We start from the raw sequence: 14,051 nt of genomic DNA, 5'->3' as shown, positions 1-14,051 counted from the left end.
CCCCATCCGTCGGCCGGCCGGTGCTTTCACCCCCTCGGCACCGGCCGGCCGGCTTTGCGCGTTGTCGTCCCCTTGTCGGCGTGGCCGTTCACGAGAGAGCCGGGATCAATGCAAGACCACTCGTACTACGTCCATCTGGAATCACTGAAGGACTTCGTGCGGGAACTGGAGACCCAGATCCACGCGATGTCCAAGCCGAACGACTTCCTGCTGACCCTGAGCGAACAACCGCTGCTGTTCGGCGAGTTCGGGGAGGCGGGTTCACTCAACAAGGCGCACCAGGCGGCCGTCGCCGAGATGCAGGGGCTGCTGGACCAGGTCAAGGGCGCGATCACCTTCGCGCAGGACGTCACCACGACCGTCGCCGACGGCTACGCGGCGGCCGACGATTCGGTGGCGGGCGACATGAACCACTCGAGTCAGCAGACCGGGCTGCTCGATCCGCTGCTCAACGCCCTCGGGGGCGTGCTGGGCGGTAACAGCGGCTCGAACGGCGGGGGGAACAAGGGATGACCGAGACCGCGCACACGAACTTCGCCGCGTACTCGCACCAGCAGCTCTACGCGATGCTGCAGTCGGGCGACCCGAACACGGCGCGTCACGCGGCCCACAAATGGCAGTCCACCGGCTCCGGCCTGTTCGAACAGGCCGAGAACCTGACCGGTGAGCTGAAGGACTTCTCCGGCAGCTGGACCGGCGGCGCCGCCGACAAGTACCACACGATGATCACCGACCTGGTCGGTGGCATCCGCAAGGTCGCCCAGACCGCGCACGCGATGAACAACCTCCTCGAGGACGCGGCGGACGCGCTGGTGAAGGCCAAGAAGGAGATGCCCCCGCCGGTCGCGGTGCCCGACGTCGCCCCCGCCGACCTCGCGCTGGCCGTCAATCCGCCGCTGCTGCCGCCGGATTCGTCGCAGGCGACGATCATCAACGCCGCGCAGCAACGGCAGCAGGCCATCGCGAACGTCGAAGCGCAGCAACAGGCCGCGGGCGCGGCCAGCGCGGCGCACAGCAAGGCGATCGTGGTGATGACCCAGCTCGCGGGCGAGTACTCGACGGCGGAAGAGTCCATTCCGGCCTCGCCGAACGCCGTCACCCCGCCGCCGGTCACCGGTGGCGGCACCGCCCCGGGTGGCTCGGTCGGCAACAACATCGGCGGAACACCCGGTGTGGGTGTGGTGCCGGGTGACAACACGCATCCGCTGCCTTCGGACGGCTCCACGCCGCCCACCACCGGGCAGCCGGGCCAGGTCCCCAAGTCGAACCCGTTGTTCGGCGACATGTTCACCGCCGGTCTCGCCGCGGCCTCGGCCGCCGCGTTCGGCCGGTTCGGCTCGATCATGCCGCGGGTGCCGGGCTGGGCCAACGGCAAGAACCCCAAGGACGAGAAGAAGGACGGCGAGATCGGCGGTGGCGGCGCCGGTGGGGCGGGCGCGACCGCGGGCGGGGCCGGTGGCGGTATCCCGATCGGCGGTGGTGGCGCGCCTTCGCTGGACGGCGGCGCGATCGGTGGCGGCGGGGTCTCCGGTCCCGGCGAGGTGCCTGCCGCGTTCTCCGGTCTGGCGGGCGACGGCGGCTCGGGCAGCGCGATGAGCGGGCTCGCGGGCGGGGCCGCCGGTGCGGCGGGCGCGGCGGCGGCCAAGGGCGCGATGCCGATGATGCCCATGATGCCGATGGGCATGGGCGCGGGCGGCGACATGGGTTCCGGACGGCGCATCCCGCCGTGGCTCGTGGAGACCGAGAACGTCTGGGGTCAGTCGTCCCCGGTCGCTCCCGCCGTGCTCGGCGAAGAGCCCGAACAGTACTGATCTTTTCCGACCAGGAGAGGCGGCTCGGTGATGGCATCCAGTGCGGGCGGTTACCGAGTCGCCCCCACCAGGCTCGAAGCGGCGGCGGCGGAACTCGAACAGCGTGCCGGCGTGCTCAAGACCGCGCAGACCGCGCTGGCGGGTGAAAACGTCCCCGCCGCCGCGTTCGGCCAGGTTTCCGCTTCCGGCGCGGCATCGGCGACGTACACCAAGACGATCAAGGACGTCGCGGGCAAACTCGACGGCCGGATCACCAAGGCGACGGTGATCCATCAGGGACTCACCTCCGCGGCGGGCGGTTACCGGCGCGCCGACGTCCAGGTCGCCGCTTCGTACCGGGCGCTCATGCCGGAGAACCCGTTGCCCAAGGCCGGGAATCCGGCGGGCGTCGGCGGCGCGGCCGACACCGGATCCTGGGCGACCGCGATCGCCCAGAACCGCACGAAGGTCGCCGACGCGCTGACCTCCGAACGCGAGCGGCTCGCGAACCTCCTTGCACACGGCGGAAAAGCCGACGACATCGCGAACGCGCGCACCCGGATCGCGTTGTACGAGGACATTCTCGCCAACGACCGGCAGATCCTGCGGTTCGATCCGTCCGGTAACGGGCGGATCGCCGAACTGGTCGGCCGGATCGAACCGGGCACCCGCAACGTCGGGTTGTTCGTCCCCGGCGTCAACACCTCGTTCGACAACTTCCAGAGCTACGCCGACCTCGGCAAGAGCCTGGTCGCCGCGGACGCCACCGGGCGGACCGCGATGGTGGTCTGGGCCGACGGGGTCTTCCCGCAGAACGTCATCACCGAAGGGCCCGCCGCGCATTACGCGCAGACCATGGCGCCCGATCTCAAGGCGTTCGGCGACGAACTACGCGGCCAGATCGACAGCCACGCCGGCCCGGGTGTCGTGGTCACCGCCGTCGGGCACAGCTACGGCGGCGCGACCGTGGGGCTCGCGGAGCAGCTCGGGCTCAGGGCCGATCAGGTTCTGCACGTCGAGTCCGCGGGGATGGGCCACGGGATCTGGAGCCCGGACGACCTCCCGGTCAGCCAGGCCGGTGTGCAGCGCTACTCCATGACGGCCCCCTTCGACCCGATCGTGGTCGCGCAGGGCAACGCGGGCCTCTTCGAATGGCTCGGCGCCGGGCACGGAGCGGACCCCGACCGCTTCCCCGGCGTCGTCGAACTGGAAACCGGCCGCGACGCGGACGGCGACCTGCAGTGGGGCTTCGATTCCCACAGCGGTGTGCTGAAGCCGGGTTCCGATTCGTGGAACAACATCTACGGTGTGATCACCGGCGGCGCGGTCACGCACGAAGGCTTCACCGGCGGCTCGCTGCGCGAGATGGCCATCGAAGGCGTCGGACGAGGCTTGTGATGGATGAGTGGCGGAGCAGAGGAGTACAGCGGGAGTCGGCCACACGCGTGAACCCGCTGTGTCGATTCCAATAGCGGGTTCACCGACAGAGACTGAAGGTTTGTCATGATCACCACGAACACCGCGCTCGACCCGCTGGCCGAAGACCTGGCAGCGGTCATCGACGGCGTCGCGGGCACCTTCGGCACCGCCGCGGAGCGCACCGTGGAAGGCGAACTGGACTGCGACCCGGCTCAGCCGGGCCGGTCGCTCTGCTGGCAGTACGGCCTCCGCGTGGACGACGCGTCCGACGCGGTCCGCACCCTCGTCGACGTCGTCCTGCCCCTGATGGAAAACCAGGGCTGGCGCACACGCGACCGCAGCAACCAGCGTGAGCTGATCGCGCAGTTCAGCCGCGACGGCGCCGACTTCAATGTGCACGTCTCCCGCGTCGGCGACGGCGTGGCCATCGTGGGCTCGACTGCCTGCGTACCCGTCCCCTAAACCCAGGGGGTCGCGAAAAGACCTCGTGAGCGGTGGCGGTGTCCCCCAGTACACCGCTGCCGCTCACGAGGCGCGGAACCGTGACGGCTTCCAGCCCCGGCGTTTGCCTCGCCGGACCGCGGCCACCACCACGCCCGCCGCGATGGCGGCGGCCACCCCGGCGATGGCGAGTACGCCGGAAACCTTGTCCGCGTTGGCTCGGGCGGGCGCGGCGGCGGGGACGACGAAGGTGTCCGGAGCGACGCTCGGCGGTCCTCCCGGGCCGGGTGTACCGGCCGGGATCGAGGCGGAAACGGCGGCGTAGGCGTCGATCGCGCCCCAGCCCCGCCGGGGATCGTGACCGCCGCCCGGACCACGGTGCGCGGTCAGCGTCAGCCGGGCGACGACCTGCTCCGGCGACAGCTCCGGGTGATACGCGCGCACGAGCGCGGCGACACCGGCGACATGCGCGGCGGCCAGGCTCGGGTCGCTCACCGGCCACCGATGCGCCACCGTCCCGCCCGCGCCGGCGGAGGTGCTGACCAGTTCGGCGCCGGGCGCGGAAATCCCCACGTACGAACCGGATTCCGTCTGCACCGCCGCACCGGTCTGGTTCGTCGACCCCACGGCGAGCACCCCTGGCGTCGCGGTCGGGTAGGACGTCTGGCCCTGCTGCGTCCCCGCGGCGGGAGAGACGATCAGCGCGCCCTTCTCCCTCGCACGCGAGACGGCGCCGGTCAGCGCGGGACTGTCGGCGGCCGCGGGGACGGCGATCAGGATGATCCCGGCGCCGCGGCTCAGCGCGGTTTCGATGGCGGACGCGAGCTGCCCGGGATCGCCGCCGCCGTTCACCTGCGTGTACCGGATCGGCAGGATCTTGGCACCGGGCGCGATCCCGGTGAACGTCGTGGACGGATCCGGTTGCGCGCCGACGATCCCGGCGGCGATCGTGCCCCGGCCGTCGCAGTCGTCGGCCGTGGTGCCCTGGCCGCCGACGAGCTGACCGGCCGCGAACTGGCCGTTGCCGCCGTCGACCCCGGTGCCGATCACCGCGACCAGCTGGCCGGTGCCGCGCGACAGCGGCCAGATCCGCACGGGGTCGATCAGCCGCTGTCCCCACGGAACGGCGGCGGTGTAGGTACCCGTCGGATTCGCGCACTGCTCGGCGACCGCCGTCGCCGGGACTCCGATGCCGAGCGATGCCATGAAAGCGACGCATCCCGCGACGGCAGTTTTACCGGCAAAGCCCACCATTCCTCCAGAATCCCCTTGTCACACAAGGGAATCCTACTGTCGGAGGTCAGCGGAGGTCCATCCCGAGGTCGAGCGCGGGTGAGGAATGCGTGAGTGCTCCGACGGCGAGGAAATCCACACCGGACTCCGCGTACGCCCGCGCCACGTCCAGCCGCAGGCCGCCCGAGGATTCCAGCCGGGTCTTCGGCGAGACCTCGTCACGCCTGTCGACGGCCTTTGCGCATTCGTCGGGCGTGAAGTTGTCCAGCAGCACCTCGTCGGCTCCCGCGGCGAGCGCCTCCTCCAACTGGTCGAGGTCGTCGACCTCGACCTCGCAGTGCAGTTCGGGCGCGTGCTCGCGGGCGGCGGCGAGCGCCGCGGTCACCGAACCGGCCGCGACCACGTGGTTGTCCTTGATCAGCACGGCGTCACCGAGGCCGAGCCGGTGGTTCACCCCGCCGCCCGCGCGGACCGCGTACTTCTCCAGCAACCGCAGTCCGGGCAGGGTCTTGCGCGAATCCCTGACCCGGCAACCGGTCCCCTCCAGGGCGCTCACCCAGGCGGCGGTCGCGGAGGCGATGCCGGACAGATGGCACAGCAGGTTCAGCGCGGTGCGTTCGGCGGTGAGCAGGCCACGCACCGGACCGCGGAGCACCAGCGCGGGTTCGCCGGCGGTCAGCCGGTCGCCGTCGGCGCGGGCGGCCAGGATCTCCAGCTCCGAACCGAGCACGAGGTCGAACACCGCCAGCGCCACCGGGATCCCGGCGACCACCCCGGCCGTCCTCGGCGTGAGTTCGGCCAGCGCGGTCGCGGACTCGGGCACGGTGGCGTTCGTCGTCGCGTCGGGCCCGTACCGCAGATCCTCGGCCAAAGCCGTGGTGACCACACGGTGCACATCGGGGACGTCGAGACCGTGATCGGCCAGCGCCTTGGTGACCCACGGGGAGAATTCGCTCATGCCACACCCTCCAAAGCGATCGGATCGGCCAGTACCGGCTGCCCGGACGGGCTGAGCCGGATGAGCTGGCCGCGTTGCCAGACGTTGTCGTCACGTTCGGGGAAATCGGTCCGCACGTGGCAGCCGCGGGATTCCGTCCGGCGTGCGGCCGCCGCGACCAAGGCCTCCGCCACCAAGGTGAGCGCCGCGTCCTCCACGATCCGAGGCGTCCACAAAGGACTCTCGATCACCGAAAGATCCAGCACCGAACCGACGACCGAAAGTCCTTCGGCGTCCCGGCCGATCGCGGCGTAGCGGCTCATCGCACGCTGCAGCGCGTCACGGTCGGCCACCGCGACTTTCGCCGGAGGCAAGAGCACACCGCGGCGCGGGTCGGCCAGCAAACCGGCGGCGAGATCGATGGCGACCGCCTCCGCCACCCGCTGCCCGACGACGAGTCCTTCGAGCAAACTGTTGGAGGCCAGGCGATTCGCGCCGTGCAGGCCGGTCCTCGCGACCTCGCCCGCCGCGTAGAGACCGCGAACGCCGGAGCGTCCGTCCACAGTGGTCACCACACCGCCGCAGGCGAAATGCGCCGCCGGTGTGACCGGGATCGGGTCCTTCGCCGGATCCAGCCCGATCGCCGAGCACGCCGCGTGCACGGTCGGGAATCGCTTGGCGAACCCGGAGATCCCTGTCGCATCGAGGAAAACGTGGTCGTCGATACCGCCGGGCGCCCGCACCATCCGGCGCGTGATCGCCGCCGACACGACGTCGCGGGGCGCGAGATCACCGAGCGGATGCACCCCGCGCATGACCGAGGCGCCCGTCGCGTCGTGCAGGGTCGCGCCCTCGCCGCGCACCGCCTCGGTGACCAGCGGGAGGCGGCCGCGCGCGCCGGGCGTGAACAGGACCGTCGGGTGGAACTGGACGAACTCGACGTCCGCGACCTGCGCCCCCGCGCGCAACGCGAGCGCGAGCCCGTCCCCCGTGGCGATCTCCGGATTCGACGTCGCCTGATAGAGCTGCCCCAGCCCGCCGCTGGCCAGCAGCACCGCCTGCGCCCGGACGGCACCGGGCACACCGTTGTGGTCCAGGACGGTCACGCCGACGACCTCGCCCGCGGGCGTGCGGATCGCGTCGACGGCGATGTGGTGCTCCAGCACCGGGATCCGCCGGTCACCGGCCTTCGCGACCAGCGTCCGCTCGACCTCCGCGCCGGTTGCGTCGCCACCGGCGTGGATGACACGGAAAGCGCTGTGGCCACCTTCGCGAGTGCGCGCCAGTTCGTCGCGGCCTTCGACGGCCGGGTCGAAGCGGGCGCCCTCCGCCCGCAACCTGGCCACCGCGGCCGGGCCACCGGCGATGATCGATCGGACCGCGTCCTCGTCGCAGAGGCCGGCGCCCGCGGTGAGCGTGTCGGCCGCGTGCTTGCCGACCGAGTCGCCTCGCTCGTGCTCACCCTCCAGCACGACCGCGACCTCGCCCTGCGCCCAGCGGGTGTTCCCGTCGGAGACCGCCGCCTTGGTGACCACCAGGACGTGCAGTCCGAGCTCCCGCGCGCGCAGCGCGGCGGTGAGCCCGGCGACCCCGCTGCCGATCACCACGAGATCGGCGGCGGCCTCCCACACCGGATGGGTTTTCGCCTGAAGGGCGGTAACCGGGTCGGTCATTCTCCGCCGCCAGGCTGCCCGATCTCGATCATGCGCCGCACGGAAGCGCGGGCACGGGCGGCGGTCTCGACGTCGACGTGGACCTCGTCGGCACCCTCGCGCAGCGACCGCAACAGGGCGGCGGGCGTGATCATCTTCATGTACCGGCAGGACGCCCGGTCGTTCACGGCGCGGAAGTCGATCTCCGGCGCGGCCTTGCGCAGCTGGTGGATCATCCCGATCTCGGTGGCGACGAGCACCGACTTCGCCTTGGTGTCACGGGCGGCGTGGACCATGTCGCCGGTCGAGAGGATCTTGACCCGCTCGGGGGCGACCGCGCCCTCGCCCGCCAGATACAGCGCCGACGTCGCGCAGCCGCATTCCGGGTGGATGAACAGGTCTGCGTCCGGGTTCTCCGCGGCCCGCTCGGCCAGCTCCGCGCCGTTGATCCCGGCGTGCACGTGGCACTCGCCCGCCCAGATGTGCATGTTCCCCCGGCCGGTCACCCGCTTCACGTGTGCGCCGAGGAACTGGTCCGGCAGGAACAGAACCTCCTGGTCAGCGGGGATGGAGGCGACCACGTCGATGGCGTTCGACGAGGTGCAGCAGATGTCGGTCTCCGCCTTGACCTCGGCCGTGGTGTTCACGTACGAGACGACGACGGCGCCGGGATGCTCGGCCTTCCAGGCGCGCAGCTGGTCGCCGGTGATCGAGTCCGCGAGCGAGCAGCCCGCTCGCGCGTCCGGGATCAGGACCGTCTTCTCCGGCGCCAGGATCTTCGCCGTCTCGGCCATGAAGTGCACGCCGCAGAAGACGATGGTGGACGCGTCGCTGCTCGCCGCGATGCGGCTGAGCGCGAGGGAATCGCCGGTGAAATCGGCGATGTCCTGGATCTCGGGGACCTGGTAGTTGTGCGCGAGCAGGACGGCGTCGCGCTTGCGAGCGAGGCTCCGCACCTCCTCCGCCCAAGCGGCGTCGGCGACAACTCCGCCGTACGGGGTCAGATCGTTCTCACACGTGCTCGTCATCGTCTGGCCCTCCTGGACCTGTCTCCGGTTTTCGCCTTATAATCGAAAACCGTGCGAAGTCATCTTAACACCCAGACCCCCCTCGCCCACGAGGTTTTGGGAGCGGTCCTGCAAGTGCGCTCGGACACACTCCGGGTCCTGCTGTGGCGGCGCGCGCTCGATCCCCATCTGGGCCGCTGGTCTCTTCCCGGCGGAAGGCTTCGCCCGGATGAAGACGTCGAGGCGTCCATCCGGCGGCAGCTCGCGGAGAAGGTCGACGTACGCCAGTTGAAGCATGTGGAGCAACTGGCGGTCTTCAGCGCGCCGGACCGGGTGCCGGGCCCACGCGTCGTCGCGACGGCGTTCCTCGGCCTCGTACCGTCCGATGTGGACCCCGAGATCCCGGAAGACACCGAATGGCACGACGTCTCCGCGCTGCCGCGGACGGCGTTCGACCACGAGTCCATCGTGCTGCGCGCGCGGGACCGGCTCCGCTCGAAGCTCTGCTACACGAATCTCGGGTTCGCGCTCGCCCCGGAAGAGTTCACCGTATCGGCGTTGCGGGGGCTGTACTCGGCTGCGCTGGGTTACCGGGTGTCCGCGACGAACCTGCAGCGTGTGCTGTCCCGGCGCGGACTGCTCCTGCCCACCGGGCACACCGCCCCGCCGGGCCGCAGCGGCGGCCGTCCGGCGGCGCTCTTCTCCTTCGCGGGCAAGGGGATGCAGATCACCGACCCGTTCGCGGTGTTCCGCCCGCCCGCCCGGAAGTGACCGTCCTGCGAAGTCCTCGCGGTCCCCGTACCTTGAACGGGTGACCGAGCCGAGCGAGGAGTCCACCGGGAAGGCGATCTTGCCGCTGTTCCCGCTACAGACCGTGCTTCTGCCCGGAACACACCTTCCGTTGCACATCTTCGAACCGCGGTACCGGCAGCTGATGGCGGACCTCGTCGGCGAGGTCATCCCGGACCGCGAGTTCGGGGTGATCGCGCTGCGTTCGGCGATGGTCAGGGAGGTCAGCGGGCCGGAGCACGTCCACGAAGTCGGCTGCAGCACGGTGCTGCGCGAGGCGAAACGGCTGCCGGACGGCAGATTCGACGTCGTCACCACCGCGCGGCGCCGGTTCCGGCTGCTCGAGATCGACCGCGTTTCCGCGCCGTACCTGATCGGCTCGGTCGAGTGGGTGCCCGACGACCAGGTCGCCACGGTGCCCGGCGACACCGTGAACAGGCTCGCCGACGTCGCGAAGGCCGCGCACCGGCGCTACTGCGAATCCGCCTGGGACGCCGACGACTGGACCACCCCGCCCGAGGACGGCGACATCGCGGCCCTCGCCTACCGGCTCACCGCGGACTGCCTGCTCCCGCTGGAGGACCGGCAGCGCCTGCTGGAGGAGACCAATCCGCTGCGGCGGCTGCGGATCGCGTGCCGGTTGCTGACGCGGGAGGCCGGGTTCCTCAGCACTCTCGGCGCGGTCCCGATGCCGCCGGGGGAACTCGGCGAGTTCACCCGCCCCTCGAACCTGAACTGAGCGCCGCTCAAGCGCTATGAACGGACCGTTCCTTGCAAAATTTGCAAGGAACGGACCGTTCATGGCACGCGCGAGGTTCTGCCCCGTGTCATGAAAGGGTCGTTCAGGACAAGAAACGTCCTGAACGACCCTTTCATGACACTTGCGAGACGCTACTTACCCGACTCCGGCGCCGGCTCCTCGTCCGAACCGTTGCCCCCGCCGAACTTGCTCCACACCTTGCCCGCCGCCCCGGACACCGCCTCGCCGACGTCGCTGAACACCTTCGTCAGCGGGTCGGCCGAGCTGTTCCAGGAATCCTTGTACGACTTCGCGGCCGACTTCAGGTCGTCGGTCCAGGTGGACGACGGCGCGTCCGCGTCCCGGCGCGGGTACTCGCCCGCCAGGATCGCCCGGTAGTCCTCCGACGCGGCCCACTTCTGCAGTTGCGCGGCGCGCACGACGGCCAGCGGATGCGACATCGTCTCGACGTAGCGCAGCTTCAGGTAGCTGTCGCGGATGTCCTCGACCGACTCGTATTCCGCCGCCTGCTTCAGGAACGCCGGGATGTCGATCTTCGACGGGTCGATCCCGCCCGCGACCAGGATCTGCGAGCGCAGCGCCGCCGTCGGATCCTGCGAGCACAGCAGCCCGGCGCGGTCGCAGGACAGTTCGGCCTTGCGGTACCACTCGCGCAGCGCGGCGATGACGACGCGGATGCCGATCGCGCTCACCGGCGTCCACGACATCGACATCTGCAGGCCGATCAGCCGCAGCAGGATCGTGCGGTACACCGCGTGCCCGGACAGCACGTGCCCCATCTCGTGCCCGATCACGAACCGCAGCGACGCGAGGTCCATCGCCTCGACGGCCGCGGTGTTGAGCACGATGAACGGCTCGTCCATGCCGATCGTCTGCGCGTTGACCTCGGGGCTGCGGGCGACGAACAGGTTCGGCACGCGGTCGAGGTCGAGTGTCTCGGCGCATTCGTTGCGCAGCTTGTCGAGCTCCGGATACTGCGTCGGGCCGACCCGGATTCCGGACGCGAGCGCCATGAGCCGCTCGCCGCGTTCGGCGTAGAAACCGGAAACCGCCTTCACGACCTGCGCGAATCCGGGAACCGCGCGCAAGGTGGCCAAGGCGCCGCGGTCGACGGGGTGTTCGTAGGCGCGCGGGCTGATGCCCGGGAACCGGACGGCGTTGTGCCGGGAAACCTCGATGTCGTCGGTCAAGAGAGAGCCCCCTAGAGAAGTTGCCGGCCACCCTAGAGGAAATTCGTCAGCCGAGGCGGCGACCCAGGTCTTCCCGTCCGTTCCACGCGGTCAGCAGCGTGTAGGCCAGCGTGGTCATCAGCGGCGCGGCGAGCATGATCCACGGGGATTCGATCTGCGGCGCCTTCGCGATGACGTCGCCGACGGCGGGCGTCGAGGCGATCTCGTAGCGGCCGTTGGCGAACGCGACCCCCATCGTCGTCCCCAGCCAGCCCGCGAGGGTCGCGCCGCCGGTCGCGGCGATCAGCACGACCGGGCCGCGGCGTTCCCGCAGCAGCCAGGTCACGATGCCGATCAGCAGCCCGGCGCCGAGCGCGAGGAAACCGTAGACGGCCAGGTCGTCGAAGCGATGCCAGCTCTCCAGTTCCAGCGGGGCGAGGCCGCCGCGGTCGTTGATCACCCGCATCCGCTGTGGCGGCGCGAGCCGCGCCCACAGCCAGGCCAGCGGGAAGCCGAGCAGTCCCGCTGTGGACAGGACGCTCACCGCCGGCAGCAGGTCGGCCTTGACGACGACCTTGGGGAACGGACGGCGCGGCCTCGGCAGCACGGGCACCGACCAGGGGTCGGGCACGCTGGAAGACAGGTGCGCCGGTTTACCGGTCGTCTCGCCCAACCCCGGACTCCTCCCTCGAGCTGCTTGTGCAGAGCGTAACCAATGACGCCCCCAGCGCACGCGCCTCCACCGCGTTTCGTCCTCTGAATGCGGTAGTTGCGCGCGCAACTACCGCATTCAGAGGACGAATTGCGGGAAGTCAGCCGTCGAGCGAGCCGTGGCGGCTGCACTTGGCCGTCCAGCCCACCGGGGTGATCTGGACGACCATCCGCCGCGCGCAGTACGTGCAGTAGCGCGGCGGTTCGAGTGCCGTTCTCGGGTTGTGACAAGCGGGATGTTCCGCGCCGGCGTCGGACGGCTGTCCACAGTGGACGCAGAACGCGGGCCGGTCAGAGGACGTCACTGATCGCCTTCACCGGCATCTTCAGCTCGTCGAGCATCTCCAGGTCCGCGGTGGCCGGGCGGCCGAGGTTGGTCAGGTAGTTGCCGACGATGATCGCGTTGATGCCGCCGAGCATGCCCTGTTTGGTGCCGAGGTCGCCGAAGGTCAGCTCACGGCCGCCGGAGAAGCGGAGCAGCGGACGGGGCATCGCCAGCCGGAACGCGGCCACGGTGCGCAGCGCGTCCTTGCCCTCGACGATCTCGTATCCCTCGTACGGCGTACCCGGCTGCGGGATGAGGAAGTTCATCGTGCACTCGTCGGGGTTCAGCTCGGCCAGCTGCGCGGCGAACTCGGCGCGCTGCTCGATGCTCTCCCCCATGCCGATGATGCCGCCGCAGCAGACCTCCATGCCCGCCTCGCGGATCATGCGCAGGGTCTCCCAGCGCTCTTCCCACGTGTGCGTGGTGACGACGTTCGCGAAATGCGACCGCGCGGTCTCCAGGTTGTGGTTGTAGCGGTGCACGCCCATCTCGACGAGTTCGTCGACCTGCTCCTGGGTGAGCATGCCGAGCGAGCAGGCGATCTGGATGTCGTTGCCGTCCTCGCGGATGGCCTTGATCCCCTCGCGGACCTGCGAGAGCAGCCGCTTGTCGGGGCCGCGGACGGCGGCGACGATGCAGAACTCGGTCGCACCGGTCTCCGCGGTCTGGCGGGCGGCCTTGACCAGGCCGGGGATGTCCAGCCACGCCGAACGCACCGGCGTCGGGAACCGACCGGACTGCGAGCAGAAGTGGCAGTCCTCGGGGCAGCCGCCGGTCTTGAGGCTGATGATGCCCTCGACCTCGACCTCGGGGCCGCACCAGCGCATCCGGACCTCGTGGGCCAGCGCCAGCAGGTCGGTCAGGTGGTCGTCGTCGAGCCGCAGGACTTCGAGGATCTGCTCTTCGGCGAGTCCGACACCACGCTCGAGGACCTGGTCGCGCGCCACGGCGAGGATGTCGACGGTCTCCGGGGCTGTGGTCACGGGGCGGCTCCTGTTCGGGGTGGGGCGGTGAAGCAAAGGCACATCATCGTGCACGACCGGGCGGCTCGGCCACAGCGACGCAGGTCACTTCTTGGCCGACGCCTGGCCGACGAAGCATTCCGGGTCGAACTCCCCGCCGAACCACGGCGAGAGGCCGGCCCTGGCCCGGTCCGCGAACTCCTCGGGAGTGGCGTTGCCCAGCCCGGCGGGCAGCACGCCCAGCAACGGGGCGCCGGCGGCGACCGTCAGGTCACGCAGGTTCGACACGGCCGCCAGATCCGGCTCCTCCGGCCACGAGCCGATGATCACCCCGGCCACGGTGAGCCCGCGTTTGGTCGCGACCTCGGCGGTCAGCGCGGTCGCGTTGAGCGTGCCCAGCCCGGCCTCGGCCACGAGGATGACCAGCGCGCCGAGCGACCACGCGACGTCGGCCAGCGTGGCCCCGTCGGCGTCGAACCGGACCAGCAGGCCGCCCGCGCCCTCGATCAGGGTGAGGTCGTGTTCGCCGTTGAGGTCGCTCGCCGCGGCGGCGATCTCACTCGGCCCGAGCGTCGGCAGTCCCGAGAGCCTGGCCGCCGCCTCCGGCGACAGCGGATCCGGGTATCGCCGCAGCTCACGGGTGGTGACCGGACCGGCGAGCCGGAGCACGTCGGCGAGATCACCCGGCTCGTCCGGGCCGACCCCGGTCTGCGCCGGTTTCAGCACGGCGACGCGTTGGCCCTGACCGGCGGCCAGCGCGGCGATGGCGGCGGTGGAGATCGTCTTGCCGACACCCGTACCGGTGCCGGTCATGACCAGCATGCTCACGTGCGTTGAACTTAGTGGGTCGGGGTGG

The 14,051-nt window shown here is 70.6% G+C and carries 15 protein-coding genes; 6 read left to right on the top strand and 9 right to left on the bottom strand.

What is annotated here, in order from left to right; all coding sequences use genetic code 11:
* Positions 1-108: 108 nt before the first annotated feature.
* From DMH03_RS27305 to DMH03_RS27290, 4 genes are all read left to right on the top strand, one after another.
* Positions 109-513, top strand: coding sequence for a hypothetical protein (locus DMH03_RS27305; RefSeq protein WP_125794876.1), 405 nt, complete (start codon positions 109-111; stop codon positions 511-513).
* The gene (locus DMH03_RS27300; protein WP_125794875.1) at positions 510-1,811 is read left to right on the top strand and encodes a WXG100 family type VII secretion target; all 1,302 of its coding nucleotides are present in this window, start codon (positions 510-512) and stop codon (positions 1,809-1,811) included. The genes DMH03_RS27305 and DMH03_RS27300 overlap by 4 nt, the downstream gene beginning before the upstream one ends.
* 30 nt (positions 1,812-1,841) lie before the next feature.
* Positions 1,842-3,188 (top strand): alpha/beta hydrolase, encoded by a 1,347-nt coding sequence (locus DMH03_RS27295; RefSeq protein ID WP_125795421.1) that lies wholly within the window; start codon positions 1,842-1,844, stop codon positions 3,186-3,188.
* Between the two features lie 105 nt (positions 3,189-3,293).
* Complete coding sequence (locus DMH03_RS27290; RefSeq protein WP_125794874.1) at positions 3,294-3,671, top strand: hypothetical protein; 378 nt, start codon at positions 3,294-3,296, stop codon at positions 3,669-3,671.
* A 63-nt stretch (positions 3,672-3,734) separates the two neighbouring features.
* Here the strand turns inward: DMH03_RS27290 and DMH03_RS27285 are convergent, their stop codons facing one another.
* From DMH03_RS27285 to nadA, 4 genes are read right to left on the bottom strand one after another with little or no spacing between them, the layout of a single operon-like run.
* A complete protein-coding gene (locus DMH03_RS27285; protein ID WP_125794873.1) occupies positions 3,735-4,904 on the bottom strand; it encodes a S8 family serine peptidase in 1,170 nt (389 codons plus the stop codon).
* A gap of 46 nt (positions 4,905-4,950) precedes the next feature.
* Entirely contained in the window at positions 4,951-5,841 is an 891-nt protein-coding gene (nadC, locus tag DMH03_RS27280) for a carboxylating nicotinate-nucleotide diphosphorylase (protein WP_125794872.1), read from the bottom strand.
* On the bottom strand, positions 5,838-7,493 hold the full coding sequence (locus DMH03_RS27275) for an L-aspartate oxidase (protein WP_125794871.1): 1,656 nt from the start codon (positions 7,491-7,493) through the stop codon (positions 5,838-5,840). Before DMH03_RS27275 ends, nadC begins: the two co-directional genes overlap by 4 nt.
* A complete protein-coding gene (gene nadA, locus DMH03_RS27270) occupies positions 7,490-8,500 on the bottom strand; it encodes a quinolinate synthase NadA (RefSeq protein ID WP_125794870.1) in 1,011 nt (336 codons plus the stop codon). The genes DMH03_RS27275 and nadA overlap by 4 nt, the downstream gene beginning before the upstream one ends.
* Before the next feature lie 114 nt (positions 8,501-8,614).
* On the opposite strand from nadA, the gene DMH03_RS27265 reads away from it, so the two are divergent.
* A complete protein-coding gene (locus tag DMH03_RS27265) occupies positions 8,615-9,250 on the top strand; it encodes an NUDIX domain-containing protein (RefSeq protein WP_125787895.1) in 636 nt (211 codons plus the stop codon).
* A 40-nt stretch (positions 9,251-9,290) separates the two neighbouring features.
* On the top strand, positions 9,291-10,007 hold the full coding sequence (locus DMH03_RS27260; protein WP_125794869.1) for an LON peptidase substrate-binding domain-containing protein: 717 nt from the start codon (positions 9,291-9,293) through the stop codon (positions 10,005-10,007).
* Between the two features lie 152 nt (positions 10,008-10,159).
* On the opposite strand, the gene DMH03_RS27255 is transcribed toward DMH03_RS27260, so the two are convergent.
* From DMH03_RS27255 to bioD, 5 genes are all read right to left on the bottom strand, one after another.
* Positions 10,160-11,218, bottom strand: coding sequence for a M48 family metallopeptidase (locus DMH03_RS27255; protein ID WP_125794868.1), 1,059 nt, complete (start codon positions 11,216-11,218; stop codon positions 10,160-10,162).
* Between the two features lie 46 nt (positions 11,219-11,264).
* Positions 11,265-11,870, bottom strand: a complete 606-nt coding sequence (locus DMH03_RS27250) for a DUF2567 domain-containing protein (RefSeq protein ID WP_125794867.1) — start codon at positions 11,868-11,870, stop codon at positions 11,265-11,267.
* 139 nt (positions 11,871-12,009) lie between these two features.
* A complete protein-coding gene (locus DMH03_RS27245) occupies positions 12,010-12,213 on the bottom strand; it encodes a hypothetical protein (RefSeq protein WP_125794866.1) in 204 nt (67 codons plus the stop codon).
* The gene (gene bioB, locus DMH03_RS27240; protein WP_125787900.1) at positions 12,200-13,216 is read right to left on the bottom strand and encodes a biotin synthase BioB; all 1,017 of its coding nucleotides are present in this window, start codon (positions 13,214-13,216) and stop codon (positions 12,200-12,202) included. The genes DMH03_RS27245 and bioB overlap by 14 nt, the downstream gene beginning before the upstream one ends.
* Before the next feature lie 84 nt (positions 13,217-13,300).
* Positions 13,301-14,023 (bottom strand): dethiobiotin synthase, encoded by a 723-nt coding sequence (gene bioD / locus DMH03_RS27235; protein ID WP_125794865.1) that lies wholly within the window; start codon positions 14,021-14,023, stop codon positions 13,301-13,303.
* Positions 14,024-14,051 lie beyond the last annotated feature (28 nt).

It is taken from the genome of Amycolatopsis sp. WAC 01376 (assembly GCF_003947415.1).
Taxonomy (GTDB): Bacteria; Actinomycetota; Actinomycetes; order Mycobacteriales; family Pseudonocardiaceae; genus Amycolatopsis.
The sequence above is the reverse complement of the archived record's forward strand: the minus strand, read 5'-3'. Positions and strand labels throughout refer to the sequence as shown.